Source organism: Armatimonadota bacterium (assembly GCA_020354555.1).
GTDB lineage: Bacteria > Armatimonadota > Hebobacteria.
This window is the reverse complement of record CP070648.1, coordinates 3,152,887-3,179,771: the sequence shown is the minus strand read 5'-3', so window position 1 is coordinate 3,179,771 and position 26,885 is coordinate 3,152,887. Positions and strand designations below refer to the sequence as shown.

Here is a 26,885-nt window from a genome sequence, read left to right as displayed (position 1 = left end):
TGCGCGCAGCGCTTGCATACCAGCAAGTCCTTCACCAGCTCCTTCCGGTACAGCATCGCGCCGCACTTCGAGCACTTGACCCACAGCCCGTCGGGCACCTCTTCGAGCTTCGCCCGCGAGTTCGGCGTACGACCTCCGGCTTTTCTACTGTGCGATTGCTCCGCACACATCGCCGTCCACCTTGACACTACCCGCCGGCGTGCGATAGCCTAGGCATATCAACGCATCGGCTTGGGAGCACGTCATGACAATCGAGCGCGACCGCGCCGCCATAGACAAGATTGACGACCAGATCCTCGCGCTGCTCAACCAGCGCGCCAAGCTTGCCGCCAAGATCGGCGCGAAGAAACGCCGCAGCGCCAAGGCGAGGTTCTCCCCCGCCCGCGAGCGGCAGATCTTTGATCGCCTGGTCGCGGCGAACGCCGGCCCGTTGCCCGACGATGCGCTGGTAGGCATATATCGCGAGATCATTGCCGCCAACCGCCAACTCGAGATGCCGGCGACCGTCGCCTACTTGGGACCGGCCGGCACCTTCACCCACATGGCCGTGCTGCGCAAGTTCGGCGCGCGCGCGCAGGCCCGGCCCGCCGATTCCATCCCCGACGTGTTCCGCGAGGTCGAGAAAGGCGTCGCCACCTTCGGCGTCGTGCCCATGGAGAACTCGACCGAGGGCGTTATCAATGACACCCTCGACATGTTCGCCGAGTCCTCGCTCGACATCTGCGCCGAGACCTACCTCGATGTCGACCATTACCTGCTAGCACGCTCCAGCATCGAGGAGATTACGCGAATCTACTCAATGCGTCAACCCTTGGCGCAGTGCCGCGTGTGGATCAAGACGAATCTGCCCCGCGCCGAACTCCAGGAAGTCGCAAGCACCGCACGCGCCGCCGAGTTCGCAGCGAAGGAGCCGAGCTCCGCCGCCATCGGCACGCGGCTCGCCGCAGGGCTCTACGACCTCACCATCATCGGCGAGAGAATCCAGGACTCCCCTCACAATCGCACGCGCTTCCTCGTCGTCGGGCAGGCAGCCGCGGCCGAGCCCAGCGGCCGCGACAAGACATCCATCATGTTCTCGGTGCGCCACCAGGCGGGCTCTCTCTATCGCGCCCTCGCGGTGCTCGACAAGTACGACATCAACATGACCATGATCGAGTCGCGCCCGACGAAGCAGACGCCCTGGGAATACGTTTTCTTCGTTGATGTTCAGGGCCACATCAGCGAGCCGGCCGTCGCACGCGCCCTCGACATGCTCGGCGAGCAAACGCTCTTCGTGCGCGTCCTCGGCAGCTATCCCGAGGCGGAGTAGACGCCGTTCGCGCACCGTCTGGCGGAACTAGGGCGACCTGCCGGCACGCTCAGTGCGCGCTAGATCGGCGCGCCGGGCGCATCTTTGTCGCTCGCCTTCGATCCGCCGGCCGGCGCCTCCGAGTCCTTGCGTTGGCCCGCGTCGAGCTTGTCGCACGCCTGCTTGTATTCCTCGGATTCGGCGTACTGGCCGATGGCGCGCAGGCGGTACATGAGGTCCTCTCGCGCACGCAGGACTTCGCCGAGTCTGAAGTGGGTGGTCACTTCGGCGCTCTGCGCGGCGAGGCTGCCCTGGCGCTTGAGGTACTCGTCTATGTCCGCGGTGGTGATCCCTTCCGCCCCGACGATCGCTTCCTTGAGCAGCGCGGCGGCGAGGACTTTACGGTCGCGCGTGAGCACCAACGCCAACCGATCGGCCGTCATCTCGGCGTACCACCGCCAATTCGCTAACCCTCGCGCCAGCGCGCGTAGCGGCAGCGCGAGCACGCGGGCGAGGACGCGCTCCTCCTGGTTCACGCGGCGGCACAGATTCCGCAGCCTGACGTGCCCCGCCTTGAGATGCCCCACGTGGCGGGCAATGACAGCCCACACCTCGCCAGGGCTCAAACGCTCCCGCAGCCCCTCCGGCACGACGAGCGTGTCTCCGACCGCGGTCAGCTCCGTTTCCGCTCCCGCTGCAACGACGTGCGCCGCGACGCCCACCAGCCGCGTCTGTTTGCGAGCCATGTCCACAATCTCATCCGGCGGCGTTCGCTTGCTTCGCCGAGCGTCATTTACCAACTCGCGCTGCTCCCGCCGTTCGCCGGCCACCGCGTAATAGACCGCGGCGAGCACCGCCCACGCCGCCCATGCTGCGGTGAGTTGCACGCGGTACGGCATCAAGGCAGCCAGTCCGAGAATCACGATGATTGCCCCCACGCCGATGCCCAGACCGGTCAGTCGCGCGCGACGTTCATCCGGATGGGCGAAATCCGTGACCGCGAACTTCACCGGCGCGGGCTTCTTCTTCTGCAGCTTGACCTTGACCGCCACGGGCGTTCAGTCCTTTCCTAGGCCGCGAAGGGCGTCCGGGCCGAAAGGCTCCGGGTACAAATCTGCCAGCGCCACCTCGCGCCAGTCACCGCGCGCCCCCGCGAGGTATATCCGCAGATCGCGGGCGAACTCCCGCAGTACCTGACGGCACGCGCCGCACGGCGGCGCCGGCTCCTGGGCCTCGCAATAGATCGCGAGGGCCTGGAACCGCCGCTCGCCCGCGGCGACCGCACAGACCACCGCACTCTGCTCCGCGCAGATCGTCATCCCGAGCGAGGCGTTCTCCACATTGCATCCCGTGAACACGCCCCCCGCTTCGCCGAGCAAGGCAGCCCCCACGCGGAAGCCGGAGTACGGCGCATAGCCGCGCTCGCTCGCGGCGCGGGCGGCCTCGACCAGATCTTCCGCGTGTACCGGCTTCACTTCAGTATCATCCCTTCAATCCCTCACCGCACCCGGAGCACTGCCGCATATTAGACGAATTGCGCGGCCGACACGGATGATGCCGGGCTGCGCAGATCAAGTCGGGCGCGTGGATTGATGTCACGGGAAATCCGCGCGGAACGATATCAAGCAGTAACAGCGCGCCGCGTCAGAGCCCGGGTCCAGAGCCGTACCGCATTGGCGAACATGGCGTAGGAGCGCCCGCGCACGGAGGACGGACTGCAGATAGACACTCAACCTCTTGCTCTGAATCTGCGCGATGCGACAGCTCCGCGGATCGCCTGTCGCTCCTTGTTCCCCCGCCCCTACTGCGGCTCCGACTCGTCCGCATCCACGTCGAAGTCCGGCACGCGCGTGATGCGAATCTTCTGTATGCGGTGGGCGTTCACCTCCTCGACGGCGACGCGCAGCCCGCACGCCTCGATCTCTTCGCCGGCCACGGGTAGACGCCCGATGCGATCGAGGACGAAACCGCCGATGGAATCGAACTCCCCCTGCGGCAGCTCGACGCCGAAGGCCTCCTCCACGTCGTCCACGCTCGCCCGCGCGTCCACCACCCCCTCGCCGTCCGCGATCATCTGGATCTGCTCTTCCTCGCGGTCGTACTCGTCCACGATCTCGCCCACGATTTCCTCCAGTAGATCCTCGATCGTGAGCAGACCCGCGGTGCCGCCGTACTCGTCAATGACGATCGCGATATGTACCCGCCGCTGCCGCATCTCGCGCAGCAACTCGTCCACCTTCTTGCTCTCCGGCACGAAGTGCGCCGGACGCGCTACCCGTGCGAGCGCTGCCGCCGGGCGCCCCTGCTCGAAATGGGCGAGCAAGTCCTTCGCATAGACGATGCCGGTGATGTGATCCAGGTCGCCGGCGTAGATCGGCACCCGCGAGTGGCCGTGCTGTTCGATGATCGCCACCGCCTCCCCGAGCGACGCCTCCTGGGGCAGGCATACCATGTCCGTACGCGGCACCATCACTTCCCGCGCCACCGTGTCCGCGAACTCGATCACCCCATGGATCAGTTCCGCCTCTTCCTCCTGCACCTCCCCGCCTCGCTCGCCGGCGGTCACGAGTTGCTTGATCTCATCGTCCGAGAAGGCCTGCCCCTGCACCCACCGGGCGCCGCCGAACACCCGGATCAGAACCTGAGCGATGAGGAACTGGCCGACGGTGTTGAGCAGTGATGCGATCGGCCGCAGCACTCTGTGCAGCAGCGCCACCGCCCCTGCGACCCGCAGCGCCACGCGGTCGGGCTGATTCGCACTGTACGACTTGGGCGCGATCTCGCACAGAGTCAGCATCACGACCAGCGTCACCACTGTGACCAACGGCACCCACTCCACGCCCCACAAGTGGATCGTCAGCGCCGTGACCAGCGACGAGACGGCGAGGATGGCGAAGTTGATGCCGATGACCAGGCTGCTCAGGATTTCCTGGCGGCGTTCGACGAGTTCGCTCAGCAGCACGGCATGGGCGTCACCCTCCGCCGCCAGCTGCCGCACGCGCACTCGGTCGACCGAAACCAGCGCCGCCTCCGCCAGCGACACGAACGCGAGCAGGAGTAAAGCGAGCCCGATGAACACGACCTGCACCACTCCGGCGACGCCGAGAGGCGCCGCGGCCGCGACCATCAATGGTAATGAGCTTGATCCGTCATCCATGACCGATGCCCGCGCGAGCTACTCCTCCCCCGGCACCGCCTGCCCCTCGTCTTCGACAGGCGGTTTGCGCGTCATGCGTATCTTGGTCACGCGGCGCCCGTCCAGTTGCTCGACGACGAGGATCATATCCTCCGTCTCCACCCGCGCGCCCTGCTCGGGTATCGCGCCCACCCGATCGTAAATCAGTCCGCCCACCGTGTCGTACGCCCCCGCCGGCAGCTGCGCGCCGTCCAACTGGTTAGCGTCATCTATCGTCAGCGTGCCGTCCACGATGTACGTCGCGTCGTCTATCCGCTGCACCGGCGGATGCTCCACGTCATACTCGTCGTATATCTCTCCGACGATCTCCTCGAGCAAGTCTTCGATGGTGATCAGACCCGCCGTGCCGCCGTACTCGTCCACCACGATGGCCAGCGTCTCCTGCTGTTGGCGCAGGTCGCCCAGCAACTCGCTCACGCGCTTCGTCTCGGGAATGAAAGCAGGCGAGCGCATGACCCGCTCCACCGGGACGTCCACCTGGCGGTCGTGTAGATACGGGAGCAGCGACTTAGCGTGCACCACCCCGACGATGTGATCCGGGTCGCCGTCATACACGGGCAGGCGAGAGAGCCGGCGCTCGATCGCCAGCTGCACCGCCTCCCGCACCGTCGCGGTGCGCTCCACCACCGCCATATCCGGCCGCGGCACCATCACCTCCCGCGCCACCTTGTCGCCGAACTCGAAGATGGAATGGATCATCTCCCTCTCTTCGGGTTCGATACCCCCGCGCTCCGCCTCCATCTCGACGATGGTGCGCAGCTCTTGTTCCGTTACCACCGACTCGGGACGCTGGGTCACCCCGCCCGCCAGACGCACCAGCCCGCTCGCCAACGCTGTGATCACCTTGACCGGCAGCCAGAGCGCCCACGTCAGCAGCCATACCGGCCCGGCTGCGACGCGCGCGACCCGCCCCGGATTGGCTGCCGCGTACGTGATCGGTGTCACCTCCGCGAAGATGAGAACGATGATGGTCAGGCCGAGAATGGCTGCGGGCGGCCCCCACTGCGGCCCGAGGCGATCCGGCTGCATCGCCCAGCTTGTGGCCACAGCTTCGGCAGTGTAGTTGAGGCCGGTGATGGTGATGAGCACCGCCGTCAGCATCACCGTTGGGCGCTCGAGCAGCGCGACCACGATGCGCCCCGACCACGAGCCCTCCTGCGCTAACTGCCGGAGCCGATACTTGCCCGCCGACAGAAGTCCGATCTCGGATGCCGAGAAGAAGCCCGACAACGCGAGCAGTATTGCGAGCGTTGCCAGCACCTGCCAGTCATATGAAGTCATTCGCGCAGCGTCCTCACCGGCCTCCGTTGCCTCCCGATAGCACCTCGAACATGAGCACCGCCACCGCGACCGCCGCCACCGCCCCCAGGATCACCTCGCGCACGGTATGAATGCCCGCCTCGACGCGGCTCTGGCACACCAGCAGGGCCAGCAGCGCCGCTGCGCCGACAGCCAGCGCCCCCCCGCCGGCATAGTACACGGTCGTCGCCAGAAACGCCCCGATCGCGGCGTGCGCGCTCATCACCCCGCCCCGCATCAGCGTCCCCTTGCCGCCGCGCACCTTGGTCACGGCCACCAGGATCGCGATCAGCACGGCGGCCGCGAGCAGCACGTGGAGGATGTTGGCCGGGGTGTGCAGGCTCCCTCCCGCGATCAGCGCACGCAGCCGCGGCCGGTCGAGGAATATCATCGCGCCCACCGCCAGCGAGGCCAAGGTCGCCACCAGCATCGCCGCCCCCGCTACGTCCTTCACCACCTTCGCCAGCGGGTGGTAGTGTTCCGTGACCAGATCCACCGCAAGCTCGATGGCCGTGTTGAACAGCTCCGCCAGGAGCACCATCGCGATGACGAGCACGAGCAGAATCAGCTCGACCTTCGTCACCCGCAGCAGCACGCTCAGCCCGATCACAGCCATCGTCAGCACCAGATGATAGCGCATGTGACGCTGCGTGCGGATCACGTGCACCATGCCGTCGAGCGCGAACCGGAAGCTGTCGAGCAGAGATCTTGATTTCATCCGTTGCTTCGAGCGTTCGCGTTCTTTGCCCGGCGCCATATCTCCTGCCCGCGCCGTACCATGCGCTCCCGCTCTTCGTTCCTGTCATCCCGCCATCCCACGAGATGAAGCGTCCCGTGGATCGCCAGCAGCGCCAGCTCCTCGTCAAACGATGCATGACGTTCCCGGGCTTGCAGCCGCGCCCTTTCGGCCGAGATCACGACGTCGCCGAGCAGCTGCGGCTCCTCAGCCCAACGCGACGATGCCCGGGGCTCGTCGCACGGCGGTCGCGGGTCCTCCGGCGCGTCTGCTTGAGGAAAGGCGAGCACGTCGGTGGCGGCGTCCACCCCGCGGTACTCGCGGTTCAACCGCCGCACCTCCTCGTCGTCCGTAATCAGAATGCTCAACTCTGCGGAGCGCGGGATACCCTCGTCCCGCAGCGCCGCACGAGCCGCCAGCCGCAGGACGTCTCTATTCGCGCTTTGAGCGCGGCGAATGGTTATGACTATGGCCACTGGATCGGCGCGCCGCCAGCTCCGCCAGCTGGGGGTATTCCACGCGCGTATGGAAGATCATGGTCTTCAGCAAGCGCAAGAACGCATCGGTTATCGCCGACAGGTCGCGCAGCGTCAGCGGACACTCGTCGAGCTGTCCGTCCTCCAGCCGCTCGCGGACGATCTGCTGTACCACCGCCTCCACCCGCGCCGGGCTCTTGTCGGGCAGGCTCCACACCGCAGCGAAAGCCGCGTCCGCAAGCATGATGATCGCCGCCTCCTTGGTCTGCGGCTTGGGGGCCGCGTAGCGGAAACTCTCCTCCTGCAGCGCGTCGCCTCCGGGTCCGGAGCGCGCCTGATGGTAAAAGAAGCTGACCAGGGAGGTACCGTGGTGCTGCGCGATGAGGTCGCGCACCACCTTCGGCAGCCGATGTCGTTGGGCGAGTTCGACGCCGTCCTTGACGTGCGACGTAATCACCAGGCTCGACAGCGACGGCGTGAGCTGCTCGTGGACGTTGCCGATGCCGAGCACCGACTGGTTCTCCGTGAACAGGTACGGGCGGCGCAGCTTCCCGATGTCGTGGTAGAGCGACCCGACGCGCGCGAGCAGGCGGTCGGCGCCCACGGTTTCCGCCGCGGCGTCGGCGAGGTTGGCGACGAAGATGCTGTCAATGTAGCTGCCCGGCGCCTCCTCCAGCATGCGCCGCAGCAGCGGCTCATTCGGGTTGTCCAGCTCCAGCAGCCGCATGTACGTGGCGATGTCGAACGGACGCTGGAGCAGGTAAATGCCGCCCACGGCGAGCGCGGGCGCGCCAATTCCGTAGAGCAGCGCATGCCACGCCTCGGTGAAGACGTGGGCACCGCCCGTGATCTGGTTGACGGCCAGGACGAGCGCGACGTTCACCGCCCCCAGTGTGGCGCTGGCCCCGACCAGCCGCGACGGCGGCCAGATATGCCCGGCGAGCAGCAGGCCCGTCAGGCTGCTGCCGAGGGTGAGCACGACGAGCGCGAACTGCCCCTGCGCCATGAGCCCCACCAGCAGGCTTTCGACCACGGCGACCATGAGAGCGGCGCGGTTGCCCACAAGCACCGCGATGATCATGATGCCGGCGGTCACGGACAGCATGCTCATAAGCTCCGCGCGCGGCCCGCGCAGGTTCACCAGGTTCACCGCGAACAGCGCGAGCGCCGCGACCAGGGCAGTCAGCAGTAGCAGCCGGGTGTCCCGATAGACGTCCGGTTGGTGGCGGCGCAGGTATGTGGCGATGGCAACCAGCGCGAGCGCGCACAGCACCACCACCGACACCATCTGCCACAGGTTGGGCACGGGACTGAGCAGACCCAATGCGCGCAGGGCGGCGATGTCCCCCGAGGTCGCGACCTCACCTTCGTGCAGGACGACTTCGCCCGCGACAACGGTCTGCTGCACCGGGCGCACCGCTCGGCGTGCGGCCCGCCGGGCCGCCTCGGTCGCCTCAGCGTCGTATCCCAGGTTGGGCCGCAGTGCGCGCTCGCCGACGCCCGCGACGAGTTGCCGTGCGGGCTCCGCGAGGGCAAGCTTGCCCGCCGCCTCCCTCACCGCCTGCCGCGCCGCCGCAACGCCTTCGGCATCCTCGGGTACGGATTGGGACATGACGTCCCGCACGATGCCCCGCGCGGGCTCGGCGAGCCGCGTCAGCTTGTCGGCGGGCTGCGCCATCGCCCACGCCAGCGCGTCGCGCGACACGGTGGGGAATAAGCCTTGCAGGTCATCCAATCGCGCTCCGCGCGCCGCCAGCGACGCGAACAGCCGCTCGACTTCGTTCTCGGCGTGTGCGACGGCCTGCGGCTGCACCGCGTACACCGGCGCCACCCATTCCTCCGCCCGCTGACGCAGTTGCTCCGTCGCCTGCTCGTCTACGTAAGTGGTCGTGTGCGGCGCGTAGATGGTCTCCGGGCTCGCCTCGCCGGCGCTGAGGGACACGCGCGTGGCTTGCAGCGAGTAACCGATGACGATGCCGGCGATCGCCAGCACCGTGACGACGGCGAGCATCGCCCGCAGCCACGTGCCCCGCCGCTCGGCGGCGGCCCGCAGGCGCCGTTTTAGGCCCTTCCCCAGCTCGCCGATCACGGACATTTGAGATCGTATCAGTGGGTGCCCGCCCGCAGTTCACCGGGCGCGCGTTCGTTCCGCGTCGCGGCACACGCCTTCGTGCCGCGGACCGCGCAGGGACGAGACGTCACTCGCCGATGTCCGGCTCCGGTGCTGCGCCCCGATCCTTGTCGCCGTCCTCTCCGTCGTAAGCCTCGATGATCTTCTGCACCAGTTCGTGGCGCACCACGTCGGCGCCGCTGAAGTAGATGAACTCGATGCCTTCAATGCCCTTAAGCAGCACCCGAACGTGGTTGAGCCCGGACTGCTGCCCGCGCGGCAGGTCCGTCTGCGTCACGTCGCCGGTTACCACCGCGCGCGAGCCGAACCCGAGACGGGTCAGGAACATCTTCATCTGCTCCCGGGTCGTGTTCTGCGCTTCGTCGAGGATAACGAAGCTGTCGTTTAGGGTGCGGCCGCGCATGAAGGCGAGGGGCGCCACCTCGATCGCATTACGCTCCATCAGCCGCTGCACCTTGTCGTGATCCATCATGTCGTACAGCGCGTCGAACAGCGGCCGCAGGTACGGGTCAATCTTGGCCTGCATGTCCCCGGGCAGAAAGCCGAGTCGCTCCCCAGCCTCGATGGCCGGGCGCGTGAGAATGAGGCGATTGACCTGCTTGTGCTGCAGCGCGGCAACCGCGCTCGCCATCGCCAGGTATGTCTTGCCGGTCCCCGCAGGACCGATCGCGAAGACGAGATCCTGGCTGCGCAGCGCGTCCACGTAGCGGTGCTGATTGTGGCTGCGGGGTTTAATCTGCTTGCCGCGGTCGCTGACAAGCACGACGTCGGTGAAAACTGCTGGCGTACGCTCGTCGCTGCGGATGGTTCGCGCGGCGTACTTCACTTCCTCCGGCGACAGTGGGTGCCCGCGTCGCACCAGCCGCGTCAGCTGACCCACCAGCCCGCTCAACTGGCGCACTTCGTCCGGGCGCCCACGAATCAATAACTCGTTGCCGCGCGCCACGATGCGCGCGCCAAACTCATTCTCTATCGCTTTCAGATTCCGATCGTGGCTGCCAAGCAGATTCGCCACTTCGTCGTTATCCGCCAGCACCACGGTGACTTCTGTTTGTTCGTCGTCCAATCTAGCCTCGGGCGAAGCCACAGCGCCCCCCGTCGCCGCCGCCACAGACGCTAACCCCGCGCCCGGTCCAAGCCGTGCGCGGGGCGCTCTCCCGGTCCGTTCTACCGGGCGTTACTGCGCGCGTTTGCCTTGCGCCGACGCCTCTCCGACGCCGCCGCCAAACGCCGCCGCCTGTCGCTGGGCTTCTCGTATCGCTCGTGCCGCCGCGCCTCGTCCAACACCCCGTGCTGCTGGAGCGCGCGCTTGAATCTCTTCAGAGCGTTCTCCAAAGACTCATTATCGCGAACCTGAACCTGCGGCAAACATATCCCTCCCTTCCTCTTCCCGACACAATGGGGACTCTCGGACCCGCTCGACCCTCGCGCGACCCGCCGCCCGGTCGTTGAACCAGCCCCGGCGTTCAACCGACCGCCCCGCCTGCTCGAAGGCCGTGTTGTTGCCGGCATTATACAGGCCGCCAGCGCCATTTGTCAACGTCGCCGGCCCGAAGCGGCCGTTTTTCAAGCAAATGTTTGCTATAGCGCGCTCCGTGGGTCATTCGGCCCCACAGGCCTCGGCGCCGCGCCGATCACTAGCCTGGCGGCCAGCCCATCGCACGTCCGCCCAGAAGGTGCAAGTGGAGATGCGGCACCGACTGCCCCGCGTCACGGTTGGTGTTGACGACGACCCTGAACCCCGCTTCGGCCACCCCCAATTCCCGCGCCAGACGCGCCGCGATGGCGTGGAGATGCCCCAGCAATTCGAGGTCTTCCTCCCCCATATCGAGCAGGCTCTCGATATGTCTCGTGGGGATGATCAGCACGTGCACTGGCGCCTGGGGGTTGATGTCGTGAAAGGCGACGGCGCGGTCGTCGCTATACGCCTTGTTTGCTTTCAACTCGCCTTGGGCAATCTTGCAGAAGAGGCAGTCTGTCATCCTCTCACCTCCCGGAGCGGGACACCCCGCGTGCCGGGCATGCCGCGGTCGCGTGATGTCTCATGCGCGCAACACGACATTTCGCGCCCGGCCTTGCCGGCTCCTGTCGCTTGGTTGCGGGGCGGTGCAGGTTGGGGAAGGGCGGCGTCGAATTACTCGCATAACTGGTTGTTTGGGCATGATTCCGGGGCGCATGTGGACGACGATCCATGGGGCCTCGGCTGCCTCGAGGAGCACCGTGCTGGCACGTCATCGGCTGGCGGGGATTCGTGTCGAGATCGTGCGGCGCGACGCCGGCCCCTTTCGACTGCCAATGGCGGTGTAGACTGGTACGAGTCGAGACTCCGATGTCTGCAACAGACGTTCAGACCTCGCCACAGGATGCGATTCGGAAGCTCCGCCGGCTGGAGGCGCAAAACCGTCGGCTCCGCCGGGCGCGCAAGGCGCTGCTCGGGGCACAGGAGGCCAGCGCGGCAGTCGCCTCCTGTCTCGACCCGCGTCAGGCGCTCCAGGTGATCGTTGACGAGGCGGTCAAGGTCGTCGGGGGTGATACCGCCGCGATCTTCCTGCTCGACACCGACCAAGATCGGCTTGAGCCGCAGGCCGTCGCGGGCGATGTGACGCCCGACATCTTGGCAGCGGTGCCAAGCCTCCCCGTACGCAGCCGCGGCTGGAAGACCCTGTGCGAGAACGGTGGGCTTGTGGTCGGCGACGCGGTGAGGTCCCCTCATCTCGTCCTCGCGCGGCCCTATATGCGTGAACGCGGCATCAAGAGTCTGATAGTGGTTCCCCTGATGGCGCGGGGCAAAGCCATCGGGATGATCGGCGTTTCGCACAGACGACGCAAGCGCGCCTTCGGCAGAGATGACCTCCGCATCATCCGCCTCTTCGCCGACCAAGCCGCGGTGGCGCTCGACAACAGCAACCTCTACGCTCAAGCTACGGACCTATCCGCCCGCATCAAGACCCGGCTCGAACTGGAAAAGGCAATCTTCGACGGGATGAACGATCCGATGGCGATCCTCGATAGAGAAGACCGCATCGCCTTCGGCAATCGCGCCCTGTTCCGCGCTCTCGGCCGCCGGCCGAGCCGGGTAATCGGGCGGCCGTGGGACCAGTTCGTTGAGCCCGAAGACGCGGAAGCGCTGCGCGCACAGGTGCAAGCCGCCAGCGGGGGAGTCGTCAGCGGCCAGATTCGCATCAGGCGGCCGGACGGCTCGCGCATTCCGTTCGCCGTGAGCGCGGGCGAAAGCCACGATTCATCGGGCGCCCATCTCGGCGCCGTCGCCGTCATCACGAACTTGGAGCGAGGCGGCGTCGGCGAGCGTCTCCAAGACAGCCAGCGAATGGTTGCTTCCATGGGGCGCCTCACGCGTGCCGGGAGCCGGCTCTTTGACATCAACCGGCTCGCCGACCACGCCGTGCGCAGCGCCACTGGCCTGCTCGGCCTCGATCACGGTGTCCTCTACCTTACCGAGGGTGACGAACTCATCCTCACCGCGGCTCAGGGAGTGAGCGCCGAATTCATGGCCGAGGGGGCCCGCATAAAGGTCAAAGGGAGCGCCAGCTCCCGCGCCATGGCTACCCGCAGGCCGCTCGTGTTCGCAGACATTCGGCGCGTTCGCCGGATTAACCGCAAGCTGCGCGACTGTCTGCCGCCGGCCATGCGCGGTGGAGCCGTCATCCCCATCCCGGGGCGCGAATCGCCCCTCGGCGTCCTCGCGGTGGGCGGTTCGGATCCGGCTGCCTTGACGCATGAGGCGGTCAGCATGTTGACTGTCATCACCGGCCAGTTTGGGGCTGCCGTGGAGAACGCGCGCCTATACCAGGCGGCGCACCGGCGGGCAGAGCGGCTTGCCGCGCTGAATCACGCCGCGGAGCGGCTCATCTCGTGCTCCGATCCTGCGGAAGTCGTGACCATCATTTGCGAGGGGTTGGCCAGCGTGCTCGATGCCAAGCGCGCGCTGTGCCTCGACCACGACGCCAAGAAAGGCCTCTTGATCCCCATCGGCGGGCACAACATACCAGCGAGTCGGCTGCGCCGACTCCCCTCGATGCGCTTGCAGGACGCACCGGTCCTCGCGCTTTCCGTGAGCGAGCGTCAACCCGTCCTGTGCCCGGATGTCGGGGAGCACAAGGCTATGCCCGAACGCTACTGCGCCGTCCTCGGCACGCACGCTGCGGTCGCCGTTCCGGTCATCAGCCGCACGGAGTTGTGCGGCATTCTCGTCGCCGACAACGACGGTGCGCCAATGGCCATGAGCCAAGACGAGAAGGATATGGCGATGGCCCTGGCAAATCAGTCCGCGGTCACGCTGGACAATATCTTCCTGCTGCAGGAAGAACGGGCGCGCTCGCAGCAATTGAGCCTCGCGGTGCAGGAGGCGCACCACCGCATTAAGAATAACCTTCAGGCGGTCTGCGACCTGCTGGAGCTGGAGCTGATCCAGTCGGGCGGGGCGGACCCCGCCGATGGCATCGAGCATAGCGTCCAGCGCGTTCGTGCGATATCATTAGTTCACGAGTTCCTCACCCGTAACCACGACGTGGCGACGGTCAACGTGAGTCAGGTCCTGGAACGCCTGGTTCCGCTCGTCGTGGTCAGCAATCAAGGTCGAGACCAGGAAGTGGGACTCGCGGTTGAGGCGTCGCCGTTGACGCTCAACTCGAAGCAGACGACGGCGCTCGCGCTCATCGTCCACGAACTGGTGAGCAACGCCGTGCGACATGGATTGGACGACGGCAGGGCCGGTGCCGTGCGCGTCAGCTTGAGCGACCGTAACGGCACGATAGAACTCCGGGTGACCGATGACGGCACGGGTCTGCCCGCGAACTTCGACATGAGGACCCACGGACATGTGGGCCTGGAAATAGCGCGCGTGCTGGCGGAGCGCGACCTCGGAGGGACGATTGTCCTCCGCCGCCGGGGAGGCCGCGCGGGGGGCACGGTCGCGCGCGTTCGCTTCCCGAGATAGGGATAGGGGGTAACAAACAAGTGGTTGGTAAGATGGACACGGCAAACGAAAGAGCAAGAGTCACCGGACTGCGGAGTATGCGCGTCCTCATCTGTGAGGACGAAGGGCTGACCGTGCTTAAGCTGCGTCGGCTGCTCACCGCAGCGGGTCATACCGTCATCGGGGAGGCGAAGTGCGGCGAGGAGTGCCTCACTGTGTCCGAGGAGTCCGAACCGGACCTCGTGCTCATGGATATCAAGATGCCTGGGGTGGACGGCATCGAAGCGACTCGGCGCCTGATGGAGGCCCGCCCGCTGCCCGTCGTCATGCTTACCGCTTACAGCGACGACGACACGGTGCGAGCCGCCACGGAGGCGGGAGCCTGCGCTTACCTCGTCAAGCCCGTCAGCCGCAGTCAGTTGCTGTCCGCGCTGCACATCGCGGCGGCGCGCTTCGCCGAACTCGAGCAGGTCAAGCGCGAGGTCGAGGATCTCAACGAAGCTCTCGAGGTGCGTAAGCTGATCGAGCGCGCGAAAGGTCTCCTCATGGACCGCGCCGGCCTCAACGAGGGCGAGGCCTTCAGGCGCTTGCAGAAGGCAAGCCGCGACCAACGCCGTCCCATGAAGCAGATCGCTATCGAGGTCGTCGAGGCCGGCAAGCTCATGGCGCCGCAGATCGGGCCGCCCCGCCGGCCGAGACCTGAGATGCCCTCGGACTAATGGGGTCCTTGCGTCCGCGGACAGCTCGCGGACTGTGGCATCGTGCTCAAGGCCTCCCCATTCCGGAAGAGTCTCGATGACGCGGCTCCGCCTCGCTCCGCAGCGGCCCTGCGGCTTCGCTCGGGGCCGCCCTGAGTTCGTCGAAGGGCGGCGCGCGGCGCCGCCTGGGCACTGCCCGAAGCTTTCGAGCAATATCCGTCCAACGCATTCGCGTTTGCTCTTGACATGCGCTGGCGGGTCTGCTACTATACACAGCACAGAAACATATATCGGCTGAATACCGTTTGTGAATTCCGATCTCGAATTCACAAGGGGCCCGGGCAGCCCATCCTCGCGTAGGCGAGAGATGGGCTTGTTGTTTCTGGATTGTGTTCGCTTTGGCACCTGGGTGGTGAGCCGGCCGTTCAACAGACGCCAGCATGGCCCCCCTCACAAGCCCGGGAGGGCTTGTGCACCATGCCCATCAGGCAGTTGCAGCGCTCACGCGAGCCGCCCAGGTGCTTTTCTCTCCACTCGCAGCTTCTCGGCCGGCATCGGCTTGTCGCGCCGCGCCCGGCCCGCGTCAACGGCACGCACGCATCACGGTGAAGCACCTCGCCATCCGCCTGCTTGCCTCATTTGCCCCCCTTTCGCGCATGACGTGCCGAAAGGAGAACGTGGCAGGGTTCGTGTATTAGCGTAGTGTCCGCCGAGCGCGGTGTCGCGCTCACGAACCCCATTCCGGAGAAGTCTCGGCGGCTTCTCGAATAGCCGAGGCCCGATAGGATGAACGATATGATTGACATTGCAGTCATCGGTCTGGGCCACAACGGCCGAGCCTTCTGTCGCGCCTACGCTGACCATCCCGTGGCGCGTCTCGTGGCGGTATGCGACCGCGACGACGAACGCCTGCGCGCCGCCGCCTACGAGTACGACGTCAAGGGCTATCGCGATTACTCCGTGCTCGACAATCCCGATGTCCACGCCGTCTCCATCCACACCGGGGATCATCAGCACGCCGAGCCTTTCCTCCGCGCTCTCGAGGCTGGAAAGCACGTCTTCGTCGAGAAGCCGCTCGCTAACTCCCTCGACGATGTGCGCCGCATGCTGGCCGCGGCGCAGGCGTCCGACCGGGTCATCATGGTCGGCCACGTGCTCAGGTTCAACCCGGTCTTTCGCGCGGTGAAGCAGTGGGTGGACTCGGGGGCGCTGGGGGAGCTGTGCTACCTCGAGGCCGACTACATCCACGACCTGCGCTGCCAGCGCGACATGGAGCAATGGAAGCTCGCCGAGGAGATACCCATCGTCGGCGGCGGTTGCCATCCCCTTGACCTCCTGCGCTGGTATGCGGGCGACGTCACGGAAGTCTTCGCCTATTCGAATCGCATCGCATACCCTGAGATGACCCATCCCGCGACGTGCGCATCCGTCTACCGCTTCGCCTCCGGGGCCGTCGGCAGAGTCACCGCGCTGTACGGCTGCGTCAATCCGATGCCGGAGCTGTATAACCTCGGCGTCTTCGGCACCAAGGGCACCGTTACCCGCAATCGCCTCAGCCTCGACGGGCTCCACGAGTGGATGGAGATACCCCTGCCTCCGCCCGGCCACCCCTTTGAGCCGGAAGTCGCCCATTTTCTGGACTGCATCAGCTCCGGGAAGCGCCCCCTGACTGACGCCCTTGAAGGAGCGAAGACCGCTGCGGCGGTCCTGTGCGCGGCCGAATCCGCCCGCACCGGCAAGCCGGTCCAAGTGCCGCCGCTGGGCACCTGATGCGGCGCGTACTTCCTTCCGCTCGCGGCGCTCGGGCCGCTTGTCCCCTGGGGTCTTATGCGACCGTTCGCCGTTGAAACCGCCGGTCGGCTGTGATATACTCACACGGGTCGCCCCGCTTCGTGACGCGGCGCCGGGCCGCGAGCTTCCGGCGTGAGTCCGCGAACGAGCGGTATCCGAGTGCTGGCACGCGCCGTCGCGGGGCGAATCGTGCCCGCGGCGCAGAGCAATGTACGTCTTAGGGAGTCCCAACGTGCGTTACAGATCACTGCGGTTTCTGCTCGTGGTTTGCTGCATCGTGGTCGGGCCGTTATTCGCGACTGCGGACGACCTGGAGGACGGTGTGGCGGCGTTCCGCGCGGGTGACTACGCAGCGGCAACCTCCGCCTTCCAGAAGGTCGTCGAGAAGAGCCCGGCATCTGCAGGCGCCTGGTCGTGGCTCGGGTGCTCGCAGCTCCGCGCCGGCCTCGTTGACGACGCCACGGCCTCTCTCAGCCACGCGCTCGAACTGGAGCCCGATTCGGCCGAGACCCACAACAACCTGGGCAATGTGCTTCTGGCACGAGGGGATCACGCCGGGGCCATAGCCCACTACCAGAAGGCGCTCTCTCTCGCCCCCGACATGCTCGACGCCCGGTATAACCTGGGCAACGCGCGCCTGGCGGCCGACGACACAGATGGGGCGGTGCGGGAGTACCGCGCGGTCATCGCCGCCGACCCCAAGCACGCCCCCGCGCGCGACAACCTCGGCGTCGCCTTGCAGCGCAAGGGGGAACTGGAAGCTGCGCTCGAGCAGTATCGCGCAGCCGTGAGCTTGCAGCCGGACAACGCCCAGTTCCAGCTCAACCTGGGCACGGCGGCGCGCTCCGCACGTCGCCTGGAAGAGGCGGCGGCGGCGCTCGAAGCAGCAGCGCAAGTCGATCCGTCGTCATTCCTCGCCCATCTCAACCTGGGCCTCGTGCGCCTCGAGCGCGGCGAATTGGCGACGGCGGCGGCCTCATTCCGGCGCGCCGCGGAGATCCAACCCGACGATTTCGCCGCCCGCTACAACCTCGGCCTCGCCCTCGCCCGCCAGGAGCAATACGAGGAGGCCGTTGCCGCCTACAAGCAGGCGCTCAAGATCAAGTCCGTCGATCCCCGCGCCTTGTCCAATCTCGGCGCCGCGTACCTCGCCTTGGACAAGGTCGAGGATGCGGTGGCCGTGTTGGAGAAGGCGGTGCGAGCCGCGCCGACCTTCGCCCTCGCGCACCAGAATCTCGCCGTTGCCTATCTGCGCAAGGGCGAAACCGTGAAGGCCGTCGAGCAGTGGGAGCGCATGGCGCGCGTGGCGCCCAATGACCCCACGCCCCGCGAAGCGCTTGCCGATTACTACTTCCGCCGCGGCGACTACGACGTCGCGCTGACGCATTACGTGGGCCTGCTTAAGCTGCGACCAGAGCACCTGGGCGCGCTCAACAACGTCGGCCTCATCCATTACCGCCGCGGCGAACTCGATCTGGCCACGGAGGTGTTCGCGCGCGCGCTTGCCATAGACCGTGGGTACGCGCTGGCGCACAACAATCTGGGCATCGTCCTCGAGGCGCAAGGCAAACGGCAGGAGGCGATGGGGCATTACCGCAAGGCGCTCGAGACCAGCCCGGGCTACGAGGACGCGCGCTACAACCTCGAACGCCTCGCGCCCACCGATTCCGGCTCGCCGCCCGGATAGGCCGCGCCTGCGCCCGCGCGCCGCATCGGCTCAGGCCGGCTCAATTCCTGACCGGCTCGCTCGCGGCGCATACCGCTGGCAATGCGTGCCCACGAACGATGCACACAAGCGAGATGAGCGTGAGGAAAATCGCCATTATCGCCTCGCTGCACAAGCGCCGTGCAGCAGGGCTGGTCCGCGGTCTCGTCGAGTGGCTGGAAAGCCACGACGTGGAGCCGCGTCTGCGCCAGGAACTCGCGGCGCGCTTGCGCCGCACCGACCTCGGCTGGCCCGACGACCGCCTGATGGAGGGCGTGTCCCTCGCCCTCGCCATGGGCGGCGATGGCACCATGCTGTCCACCGCGCGCCTCGCCGCCCCGCACGGTATCCCCATTCTGGGGTGCAACGTCGGCGGTTTCGGATTCCTCACCGAGGTACCGCAGGCGGAACTGATGGCGGCGCTGCCGGACGTGCTGGCGGAGAAATACGAGGTGCGTGACCGCATGATGCTCCGGGGAGAGTTGGTGCGCGACGGGGCGGTGCGTCGCAGCGTTCTCGGCCTCAACGACGTCGTGATCGCGAGGGGCGCTTCCTCTCGCGTGCTGCGCCTGGAAATCCGGGTCGGCGCTGAGGAAGTCGGTGTCTTCTCCGCGGACGGCGTCATCGTGGCCACCCCCACTGGCTCCACCGCGTACTCCCTGTCCGCCGGCGGGCCGGTGGTCAGCCCGCACCTCGAGGCGCTCATCGTGACTCCGATCTGCGCCCACACCCTGTCGGCGCGCCCGATGGTGGTACCGTCCGGCGAGGAGATATCGGTGCTTACGACGGGCACCGTGAAGTCGGGCCAGGACGTGCTGGCCGCGGTTGACGGGCAGGAGGCGTTCGCCGTTGCACCCGGGGATGTCGTGCGCATCCGCAAGGCGCCGACGGCGGCGCACATCGTGCAATTGGCAGGCCCGAGCTTCTTCGCCAAGGTTCGCACCAAGTTGGGCTGGGCCGGCCGGAGCTGAGGTATCGAGTGCAGCGAGTATCCGGCAAAGCGCGGGTGGACGCCCGCACCAAACGCCTCGCCCTGCGCCTGCAACCGGGCGACATCGCCGTCATCTCGCATCGCGATCTCGACGGCTCGTGCGCCAGCGACCTCATCGCGCGCGGCGTCGGCGCGGTCGTTAACGCGCAAAGCAGTATCACCGGCAAGTACCCCAACCTCGGCCCCCAGGCGCTCCTCAACGCCGGCATATCGGTCATTGATCAAGCCGGCGATGATATCATGGAACTCGTCCGCGAGGGCGACGTCATCGAACTCCGCGGGGCAGATGTGCTGCGCAACGGCGCCGTCATCTGCTCGGGACAGCTCCTCACCCAGGCGAGTGTCGCCGAGCGCATGCACGACGCCAGAGCCAACGTGGACCACGAGCTGCGCAGCTTCGTCGAAAACACGCTCAGCTACATCGGGGCCGAGCAGGGCCTATTGGCGGAGCCGGGGCACATCCCGGACCTCAACACCTCTATCTCCGGGCGCCACGTCCTCGTCGTCGTTCGCGGCCAGGGCGCCCGCGAGGATTTGCGCATCATCCGCTCCTTTATTCGCGACATGAAGCCGGTCCTCATCGGCGTTGACGGCGGCGCGGACGTCCTGCTCGAGGCGGGCTACCGCCCGCACCTCATCGTCGGCGACATGGACAGCATATCCGACCGTGGGCTGCGATGCGGCGCCGAACTCGTCCTCCACGCCTACCCCGACGGCAGGGCCCCCGGCCTGGAGCGACTGCGCGCCCAGGGCCTATCGCCGAGGGTCTTTCCCTCCATCGGCACCAGCGAAGATGTCGCCTTGCTGCTTGCCTACGAGAAGGGGGCCGAGCTGATCATCGCGGTCGGCACTCACTTCAGCCTCGTCGATTTCCTGGATAAAGCCCGCGGCGGCATGGCAAGCACCTTCCTGACTCGCCTCAAGGTCGGCTCCATCCTGGTTGACGCAAAGGGCGTAAGCCGCCTCTATCGCGGCGCACCATCGCCCGCTTACCTCGTCGCGATGGTCACCGTGGCGGCCATCACCATCGCCATGATCCTGTTTTTCGCGCCCGAGGTGCGGGCATATCTCGAAGCCTTGTGGGCCAAGATCGGACTACTGCTGACGCGCTAGCGATCTGCTCAAGACCCTGATCCAGCGCGCGCAAAGGGCATAATGGAAACCAGCAAGCAGCAAATCCTGGACGAGGTGCGGCAAGCCCTGGCGGGGATTGACGAGCGGCAGCAGCAGGCGTTCGTCGAGGCGCTCGCGACGGCTCCCCGGGTGTTCGTCACCGGCCGGGGACGTTCCGGCCTCGTCGCGGCCGCGTTTGCTGCGCGACTGGCGCAACTCGGCACGCAGGTCTACTTCGTCGGGGAGCCGACAACGCCCGCCATCACCCCAGGCGCGTTGCTCGTCGCGTGTTCCGGCTCCGGGCGCACCCGGGGCACGCTGCTCCACGCGGAGCAAGCACGGGCCGCTGGCGCTGAAGTCTGGACCGTAACCCAGGCCTCGTCGTCGCCTCTTGCGACCGCCGGGAGTCACACCGTAGTCATCCCCGTCGCCTCGTCGGATCAGCCGGGCGCCTCGGCCTTCGAGCAAGCGCTACTCCTATTCCTCGATTCCGTTGTCCTCGGCCTCATGGCCGCGCTTGGCGAGACGCCCGAGAGCATGCTCGCCCGCCACGCAAATCTGGAATAGCCCCGCCCGCCCCCGCTCTCCGGCACGGTCCGCGCCCCGGCGCATTCGCCCATTCCCGCATTGCGCTCCATCAGGGGGGTCGGTCGCGAACGCATCGCCGCCGCTTGCGCGGCTCCCACGTCAGTTCCCGCGGTACCCGATCCGGTCTGCGAGCCGCCGCAGTAGCGCGACGGGCCTTGGGTGGGGCTGTCCGGCGTGTGAAATGTGTGCCGGAATATGGAACATTAGAGATGCGTGAGTGCATCAAGCAAGCACTCCGAAGACGTACCTTGCCAACGCCATCAATCCGATAAAGGCAAACCTGAGGAAACTCAGGGACGCAAAGCCATGGGCCTACCGCGATGGTCGTCGCCACGGCTGCCAGGCTGCCGAAGACATGTCAGCTAACACCGGGCGGACAGCATGCCTGACGTGTGCCAGTGTCACGGTAGCCGGCTCATCTTAGGCTCGGGAATGACCCGCTGTCTGGAACGGACTAGACTGACAGCGGGTTTTTTGTTGCTCGAGTCTCCGCTGCTCCGAGAGCGCGCACGCGGCGCGAACGCAGGGCCTGCGGAAGCTCGTTCGACAGGAGTCTGGGGCGCTGTGCACCCATCGCGAGCGTCCCGCCGGAACAGCGAGGGCTTCGTCAGGGGGGGCCATGGTGCACGACGGCCGAGTCGGATTGGCAGGACGGGCCGAGCGCACAGCGCGAGGCCTGCCGGGGCGGAACCGCGCGGTCTGGCCGCGGAGGCGCCCGGGGAGAGGATGATGTCGAAAACACACCACATAGCAGCCTGCATCTGTCGCACCCCGGTGCGGCGCGCTTTGCCCCGGGGTACGGCGGGCTTCACCCTCATCGAGGTACTCGTGGCGGCGATGATTCTCGCCATCGGCCTCGTCGGTGTTTCTTCGATGGTGTATTACGGCGTGCTGTCGCATGAGAAGTCCGCCAATTACACCATCGCCGCGCAGAAAGCCAGCCAGGAGATGGAGCGCATTCGCGACGCAGGATACCTCGGGGCGGTGGTGGACTCGCTCCACTTCCCCGACCCCAAGTATCAGATCGTGGATTCGAGCACCGTCAACTTCAGCCTGCCCGAACTCTCCGGCGGGCAGGGCACGCTCAGCATCACCGAGGACACCGAAGCGCAGGTCACCAACCCCGACACCGGCCAGCCGTACCTCAACATGAAACAAGTCGTCGTCACCGTCAGCTGGGGCGGGTCACATCGCTCGAGCGGCTCGTACAGCCTGGCGACGCTGATCACCAACCGGCCGTGAGGAGCAGACAATGATGGTAGCGAGCAAGAACCTCAAGCGCGGATTCACCTTGCCGGAGTTGCTGGTCGCCATGTCGGTCATGGGTGCCTTGGCGTGGACGATCTCGCTCATCTATTTCTCGGTGTTGGGCGTCTACAACAAGAACATGTGGCGCTTGCGGCCCTACGACGAGGCCACCAAAGCTGTCGAGCGCATTTCGTCCGAGGTGCGCGAGGCGATGGTGCTCGACACCGCTCTCGCGGACGCGATGATCTTCATCGTCCCCGAGAAGGATGCCAACAACGACAATGTGCTGGTGGACACCGGCGACGGCTTGTCCCTGTCACAGGGCGACTGGGTGGCGTTCTATCTCTCGGACGAGACGGGCGCCATATACGGCACCGGCCACTGCCTGTGGAAGGCGGTCAAACCCAAGGACTCGTACACCTGGGTGCCGCGCATCAAGATCGCCGAGGACATCCATCCCGAACTCAACCCGATTGATCCTGACACGGGACAGCCGCGCCCAATGTTCAAGTACTGGCCGGACGCAACCCGGCTCTGGGGCGTGGAGATGTGGATCACCTCCACCTCCGTCGTGCGCGGCCAGCTTCAGCCGCAGACCGCGCACACCGAGTCCTATCTGAGAAATCTGTGAGCGGACGAACGACTAGGCGCGCATGGCTCATGCGCGCGCGATCCGCAGGATGCGCGTTCGTCCAGCGTAGTGTGAATAGACCAGACGTAAGGGAGTAGGGGAGATGACAATAGCAGGATTGGCGCGGAAAGGTCGGTGCGGCGAAGCGGGATTCGCCCTGGTGTCGGCGATGATCTTCCTTGTCGTGCTGCTGATCGTGGGCGCGAGCCTGGTGCAGACCAGCATGCAGGAGCTGCAAGTCGCCAGCCGCGTGCGCAAGGAAACCCGGGCGCTTAATCTGGCCGAGGCAGGCGTAGACTACGCCGCCTGGCAGCTCTATAACGGCGCGGGCACTTCGCTGCCGGTGACATGGGACCGCAGCGACCTTGCGGGCGGCACATTCGCCGTCACCGCGTCCCAGTACGTGGACGCCGGCGGCTTCGCGGTGCCCAACACCGTTATTCTCGAATCCACCGGCACCTCGCAGGGATGGCCGGCCCAGGTGAAGGTCGTCGGGCGCTTCCTCCTTAATCCCGGCACGCTCAATCCGGTGTTCGACCACGCCCTGTTCTCCGATGCAGAGCTGCGCGTCGGTGGCACCGCGGACGTCACCGGCGCCGTCCACGCCAACGCGAACATTAAGGTGGACGGCACGGCAACCGTGGACGGTGACGCGTCTTCGAGCGGCAGCATCAAGGTCACGGGCTCGGCGACCATTACCGGCAGTGCGGAGGAGTTCGCGCCGAGTATCCCCATGCCCGCAATTGACCTCGCGTATTACCGCAGCATCGCCACCACTGTGATCGACGGAGACTACCACTTCAACGGTGACGAGACGCTCGACGGCGTCACCTTCGTAGACGGCGACTGCACGATTAACGCGACGTTCAGCGGACAAGGCATAATTGTCTGCACCGGCGACGTGGCTATCAATGGGTCCGCCCTTCTGAACAGCGTCGACGACGACGAATTGGCCATCGTCTCGGCCGGCGACGTGCGCATCAACGGCACCTGTCGCATCGAGGGCTACGTCTACTGCCACAACATGGACTTCACCTCCAGCTTCCTCGGCAACGGTACCGCCGACATCCTCGGCGGTGTGGCGGCCGACGTCATCGACGTCAAGGGTACCTTGCTCGTGGAATACAGGGAACCGACGCTCCCCCTGCCTGGCGATTCTTCCGCGCCCGCCCAGTTTGCCGCCATTTCCTGGCGTCGCGTGCGGTGAGACATATTGCGGCCCCCGCGGCGCCGCGCCGCGGACGGCCGCGCGAGAGTGCGGCGGCGCCGCACCACAGATGATCCCAGCAGGAGGTGGGACGCGACAAGCTGCGGGAGGGCCAACGCCCTCCCGCAGGCATTTCCTCACCGACGCATCAGGCGCGCCCGGACATCAGCCGGAGTCTCGCGGCGAAAGCCGCATCGTCCACACCTGGCACGCCGCGTTCTTCAGCACGTATTCCGCAGTCTCCTCGAACAGGCGCTCGCCGGTCACGTAGCCGCGAGCCGTCGCCATGAGAATGACGTCGGCGTCCACATCCCGGGCCAGCTCGACGATCGCCACGCCCGCGGCGCGCGCTTGCAGCAGATGCGTGCGCACCGTCATGTCGAACTTCTCTTCCGCGATGTTCTCCGCCGTCGACAAGATCCTCTCGCCCTCCTCCAACTGCTCTTCGAGCGGCGCATCGAGCGGCAGACTGCGCGGTACCACGACGACGTGCAGCACTTGGACATCCGCCTGGTGGGCTCGGGCCAGCCGGCAGGCGAACGGCAGGCTCGCCTCGGCATCCTCGGCATCTTGCACCGGCACCAGGATCGTCTCGATCAGCCGCGCCGTCGCCTCCGGCGGTATCCGCATCCGCCGTTGCTTCGGCTCCGGCATCGTCCGCGTCGGGGCGACGCGAATCACATCGAGCCCCGTTCGGCGCCGGTAGAAGTAGTACATGATGACGCCGAGCACGATCCAGCCCAGCCCCACCCACCGCGCGAAGTCTCGCGTCCATAGGATAACCAGCCACACCGTGAGAGTGCTGACGAGGCCGATGATCGCCGTGATGGAGATGCGGTGCCCGCGGATGCTCACGTTGAGCCCCGCGCGCCACGGACGCTCAGCCTCCGGCTCTTTGACCCGCAGCGCAATGATCGAGGCATGCGCCAGAGTGAACGCCAGCATCGCGCCGAACGTGTACAATTCCCCGAGCTTGAGCAGAACGTAGCGCGTGAAGAACCCCGGAACCAGTAGCGCACCCGCGATCGCCGCGAAGACCATGATGGCGATGTACGGTGTGCGGAATATGCGGTGGACGCGCCCGAACGCGGCCGGTATCTGCCGGTGCTGCGCCATCGAGAACGACAGCCGCGATACCGCCAGCAGGCCGGCGTTCGACGCGATGAGCAGGATCGTCGCCGCCAGCACCGCCACCCACGGCTGCATCAGCTTCGCGATCGCGATATGCAGCCCGACGGTCGGCCTGCTGATCTCAATCGGCGGCAGGAAATAGGCGATCCCGGCGATCGGGTCCTCGTGCCATTCCGTGTTCAGCGTCTCCGGCGTCATGGCGCTCAACGCCACCAGCGGGATGAACGCGTACATCACTAGCACCGTCACGACCGACAGCAGCAGCGCGCGCGGCATCGTCTTGCCCGGCTCTTTGGTCTCCTCCGCCATCTGGCACACGCTCTCCAGGCCGAAGTACGCGACCATGGCAATGCTCACCGAGTAGATCAGCCCGGAAGTCGTCGGCCACGTCTCCGACCCGCCCCAGTGCACGTAGCTCAGCAGCCGCGGTAGGTTGAACAGCGTAAACATCCCGACGATGATCAGCAATCCCTGGGTCAGCAAGTCGATGATGCAGAAGAAGACGTTGACCCGCGACGTCTCGCGCACCCCGATGACGTTGAGCACCATGAGCGCGAAGACCACGGCCATGCCGCCGAGCGTGGATACGACGTTCGAGTCCTTGAACGGCGCCCAGAAGTAACCGAGGTAGAACACGACCGTGATCGCCGAGATGGACGTCGTCACCATGTAGTTGAGGATCAGCGCCCAGCCCGCGATAAAGCTCACCAGGTCGTTGAATGCGCGCCGCGCGAAGGCCGACGAGCCCCCTGCCTCCGGTATCATCGCGGCGCCCTCCGCGTAAGTGGCAGCGGTGAAGATGAACAGGCCGCCCGCTATCGCGAGGGCGATCGGGGTTGCGCCGAGAGCGTAAAAGGCGGTGATGCCGAGCGCGTAGTAAATGGAGGAGCCGACGTTGCCATAGCCGATGGCATACAGCCCGGCCGTGCCCAAGGCGCGCCGCAGGCCACGCAGAATCTGCGGACGAGGCGGTTGCACCACCCGGTGAGGCCGCATCACTGCGGCTTTGCCGGAATCCGGCGGCTGGGAACTGTGTTCCTGCATCACAAACCGGTCTTGCAGCGGCATGCGCTGCGACCGACGCGGGCACTTCGGCGCCAACTGCGCCCGTTCCTGCACATCGGAACCATGAGCGAACGCGATGCCCTATCTCGTAGGTCAAGCGGTAAATGATGCGACCGTCGCCTTGGGGCGCGCCGGCGTCGAGGCGCCGCAGCGCGAAGCGCTCGCGCTCGTCGCCTGGGCGCTCGACACGTCAACTGCGGCGGTGCTGGCACACCCCGAGCGCGCACTCCGTGCCGAGCAGGAGCAACTCCTGCGCCACGCCGTTCGCCGCCGGGGTGCCCACGAGCCGCTTGCGTATGTCACCGGCCGCGCGGAGTTCTATGGCCTGGAGTTCGCTGTGGATCCGCGGGTCATGGTGCCCCGGCCGGAGACCGAGCACGTCGTCGAGCACGCCTTGGCCGCCGCGCGCGGATTCGACGAGCCGCTCATCGCCGATGTCGGTACCGGCAGCGGCTGCATTGCGGTCGCGCTCGCCTGCAGCCTCGAACGCGCCATCGTCTACGCCACAGATTCGTCTCGCGACGCGCTCGAAGTCGCCGAGACCAACGCCCGCCGACATAACGTGCAGGATCGCGTCCGCCTCCTCCACGGCGACCTGCTCGACCCGTTATCCGACCCGGTCCACGTCATCGCTGCCAACCCGCCGTATGTCGCC

24 protein-coding genes and 1 riboswitch are annotated in these 26,885 nt (G+C 66.5%); of the genes, 12 read left to right on the top strand and 12 right to left on the bottom strand.

The window, feature by feature from the left end; translation table 11 throughout:
* Positions 1-170, bottom strand: a 170-nt coding sequence (locus JSV65_13005) for a hypothetical protein (GenBank protein ID UCH36776.1), incomplete at its 3' end; no start/stop codon positions are given.
* A 74-nt stretch (positions 171-244) separates the two neighbouring features.
* Between JSV65_13005 and pheA the strand changes: the two genes are divergently transcribed.
* Complete coding sequence (pheA, locus tag JSV65_13000) at positions 245-1,309, top strand: prephenate dehydratase (GenBank protein ID UCH33481.1); 1,065 nt, start codon at positions 245-247, stop codon at positions 1,307-1,309.
* Positions 1,310-1,368: 59 nt separating this feature from the next.
* On the opposite strand, the gene JSV65_12995 is transcribed toward pheA, so the two are convergent.
* The 10 genes from JSV65_12995 to JSV65_12950 all read right to left on the bottom strand — a co-directional run bounded on the left by JSV65_12995 (position 1,369) and on the right by JSV65_12950 (position 11,108).
* On the bottom strand, positions 1,369-2,340 hold the full coding sequence (locus JSV65_12995) for a hypothetical protein (GenBank protein UCH33480.1): 972 nt from the start codon (positions 2,338-2,340) through the stop codon (positions 1,369-1,371).
* A gap of 6 nt (positions 2,341-2,346) precedes the next feature.
* Positions 2,347-2,763, bottom strand: coding sequence for a cytidine deaminase (gene cdd / locus JSV65_12990; protein UCH33479.1), 417 nt, complete (start codon positions 2,761-2,763; stop codon positions 2,347-2,349).
* A gap of 326 nt (positions 2,764-3,089) precedes the next feature.
* On the bottom strand, positions 3,090-4,418 hold the full coding sequence (locus JSV65_12985; protein ID UCH33478.1) for an HlyC/CorC family transporter: 1,329 nt from the start codon (positions 4,416-4,418) through the stop codon (positions 3,090-3,092).
* 45 nt (positions 4,419-4,463) lie between these two features.
* On the bottom strand, positions 4,464-5,765 hold the full coding sequence (locus tag JSV65_12980; protein ID UCH33477.1) for an HlyC/CorC family transporter: 1,302 nt from the start codon (positions 5,763-5,765) through the stop codon (positions 4,464-4,466).
* 13 nt (positions 5,766-5,778) lie between these two features.
* Positions 5,779-6,501, bottom strand: a complete 723-nt coding sequence (locus JSV65_12975; GenBank protein UCH33476.1) for a diacylglycerol kinase — start codon at positions 6,499-6,501, stop codon at positions 5,779-5,781.
* Positions 6,498-6,995, bottom strand: coding sequence for an rRNA maturation RNase YbeY (gene ybeY / locus JSV65_12970; GenBank protein ID UCH33475.1), 498 nt, complete (start codon positions 6,993-6,995; stop codon positions 6,498-6,500). Before ybeY ends, JSV65_12975 begins: the two co-directional genes overlap by 4 nt.
* Positions 6,952-9,090, bottom strand: coding sequence for an HDIG domain-containing protein (locus JSV65_12965; GenBank protein UCH33474.1), 2,139 nt, complete (start codon positions 9,088-9,090; stop codon positions 6,952-6,954). Before JSV65_12965 ends, ybeY begins: the two co-directional genes overlap by 44 nt.
* Before the next feature lie 103 nt (positions 9,091-9,193).
* Positions 9,194-10,192, bottom strand: a complete 999-nt coding sequence (locus JSV65_12960; protein UCH33473.1) for a PhoH family protein — start codon at positions 10,190-10,192, stop codon at positions 9,194-9,196.
* A 101-nt stretch (positions 10,193-10,293) separates the two neighbouring features.
* Entirely contained in the window at positions 10,294-10,494 is a 201-nt protein-coding gene (locus tag JSV65_12955; GenBank protein ID UCH33472.1) for a 30S ribosomal protein S21, read from the bottom strand.
* A 269-nt stretch (positions 10,495-10,763) separates the two neighbouring features.
* Entirely contained in the window at positions 10,764-11,108 is a 345-nt protein-coding gene (locus tag JSV65_12950) for a histidine triad nucleotide-binding protein (protein ID UCH33471.1), read from the bottom strand.
* Positions 11,109-11,377: 269 nt separating this feature from the next.
* Between JSV65_12950 and JSV65_12945 the strand changes: the two genes are divergently transcribed.
* The 10 genes from JSV65_12945 (at position 11,378) to JSV65_12900 (ending at position 24,034) form a co-directional block, all read left to right on the top strand.
* Entirely contained in the window at positions 11,378-14,083 is a 2,706-nt protein-coding gene (locus JSV65_12945) for a GAF domain-containing protein (GenBank protein UCH33470.1), read from the top strand.
* A 77-nt stretch (positions 14,084-14,160) separates the two neighbouring features.
* Positions 14,161-14,781 (top strand): response regulator, encoded by a 621-nt coding sequence (locus JSV65_12940; GenBank protein ID UCH33469.1) that lies wholly within the window; start codon positions 14,161-14,163, stop codon positions 14,779-14,781.
* A gap of 774 nt (positions 14,782-15,555) precedes the next feature.
* Complete coding sequence (locus JSV65_12935) at positions 15,556-16,530, top strand: Gfo/Idh/MocA family oxidoreductase (GenBank protein UCH33468.1); 975 nt, start codon at positions 15,556-15,558, stop codon at positions 16,528-16,530.
* 253 nt (positions 16,531-16,783) lie between these two features.
* Positions 16,784-18,238, top strand: coding sequence for a tetratricopeptide repeat protein (locus tag JSV65_12930; protein UCH33467.1), 1,455 nt, complete (start codon positions 16,784-16,786; stop codon positions 18,236-18,238).
* Positions 18,239-18,357: 119 nt separating this feature from the next.
* Complete coding sequence (locus JSV65_12925; GenBank protein ID UCH33466.1) at positions 18,358-19,227, top strand: NAD(+)/NADH kinase; 870 nt, start codon at positions 18,358-18,360, stop codon at positions 19,225-19,227.
* An 8-nt stretch (positions 19,228-19,235) separates the two neighbouring features.
* Positions 19,236-20,360, top strand: coding sequence for a hypothetical protein (locus JSV65_12920; GenBank protein ID UCH33465.1), 1,125 nt, complete (start codon positions 19,236-19,238; stop codon positions 20,358-20,360).
* Positions 20,361-20,402: 42 nt separating this feature from the next.
* Positions 20,403-20,927, top strand: a complete 525-nt coding sequence (locus tag JSV65_12915) for an SIS domain-containing protein (protein ID UCH33464.1) — start codon at positions 20,403-20,405, stop codon at positions 20,925-20,927.
* Positions 20,928-21,211: 284 nt separating this feature from the next.
* Positions 21,212-21,300, top strand: a riboswitch (cyclic di-GMP riboswitch).
* A gap of 374 nt (positions 21,301-21,674) precedes the next feature.
* The gene (locus tag JSV65_12910) at positions 21,675-22,190 is read left to right on the top strand and encodes a prepilin-type N-terminal cleavage/methylation domain-containing protein (protein ID UCH33463.1); all 516 of its coding nucleotides are present in this window, start codon (positions 21,675-21,677) and stop codon (positions 22,188-22,190) included.
* 10 nt (positions 22,191-22,200) lie between these two features.
* Positions 22,201-22,827: a prepilin-type N-terminal cleavage/methylation domain-containing protein gene (locus JSV65_12905; protein UCH33462.1), complete on the top strand. Its 627-nt coding sequence runs from the start codon at positions 22,201-22,203 to the stop codon at positions 22,825-22,827.
* Between the two features lie 160 nt (positions 22,828-22,987).
* Entirely contained in the window at positions 22,988-24,034 is a 1,047-nt protein-coding gene (locus JSV65_12900; GenBank protein UCH33461.1) for a hypothetical protein, read from the top strand.
* Positions 24,035-24,199: 165 nt separating this feature from the next.
* Here the strand turns inward: JSV65_12900 and JSV65_12895 are convergent, their stop codons facing one another.
* Positions 24,200-26,233 (bottom strand): universal stress protein, encoded by a 2,034-nt coding sequence (locus JSV65_12895; GenBank protein UCH33460.1) that lies wholly within the window; start codon positions 26,231-26,233, stop codon positions 24,200-24,202.
* A 73-nt stretch (positions 26,234-26,306) separates the two neighbouring features.
* Here JSV65_12895 and JSV65_12890 point away from each other — a divergent pair.
* Positions 26,307-26,885 (top strand): peptide chain release factor N(5)-glutamine methyltransferase (locus JSV65_12890; GenBank protein UCH33459.1); only part of this gene is annotated, 579 nt, incomplete at its 3' end.

Excerpts from the sequence above, each read along its gene's own strand:
- JSV65_12935 (UCH33468.1), top strand. The coding sequence starts at position 15,556 with ATGATTGACATTGCAGTCATCGGTCTGGGCCACAACGGCCGAGCCTTC.
- JSV65_12940 (UCH33469.1), top strand. The coding sequence starts at position 14,161 with ATGCGCGTCCTCATCTGTGAGGACGAAGGGCTGACCGTGCTTAAGCTG.
- JSV65_12965 (UCH33474.1), bottom strand. The coding sequence starts at position 9,090 with ATGTCCGTGATCGGCGAGCTGGGGAAGGGCCTAAAACGGCGCCTGCGG.
- JSV65_12895 (UCH33460.1), bottom strand. The coding sequence starts at position 26,233 with ATGCCGCTGCAAGACCGGTTTGTGATGCAGGAACACAGTTCCCAGCCG.
- JSV65_12980 (UCH33477.1), bottom strand. The coding sequence starts at position 5,765 with ATGACTTCATATGACTGGCAGGTGCTGGCAACGCTCGCAATACTGCTC.
- JSV65_12975 (UCH33476.1), bottom strand. The coding sequence starts at position 6,501 with ATGAAATCAAGATCTCTGCTCGACAGCTTCCGGTTCGCGCTCGACGGC.
- JSV65_12910 (UCH33463.1), top strand. The coding sequence starts at position 21,675 with ATGATGTCGAAAACACACCACATAGCAGCCTGCATCTGTCGCACCCCG.
- JSV65_12950 (UCH33471.1), bottom strand. The coding sequence starts at position 11,108 with ATGACAGACTGCCTCTTCTGCAAGATTGCCCAAGGCGAGTTGAAAGCA.
- JSV65_12905 (UCH33462.1), top strand. The coding sequence starts at position 22,201 with ATGATGGTAGCGAGCAAGAACCTCAAGCGCGGATTCACCTTGCCGGAG.
- JSV65_12915 (UCH33464.1), top strand. The coding sequence starts at position 20,403 with ATGGAAACCAGCAAGCAGCAAATCCTGGACGAGGTGCGGCAAGCCCTG.
- pheA (UCH33481.1), top strand. The coding sequence starts at position 245 with ATGACAATCGAGCGCGACCGCGCCGCCATAGACAAGATTGACGACCAG.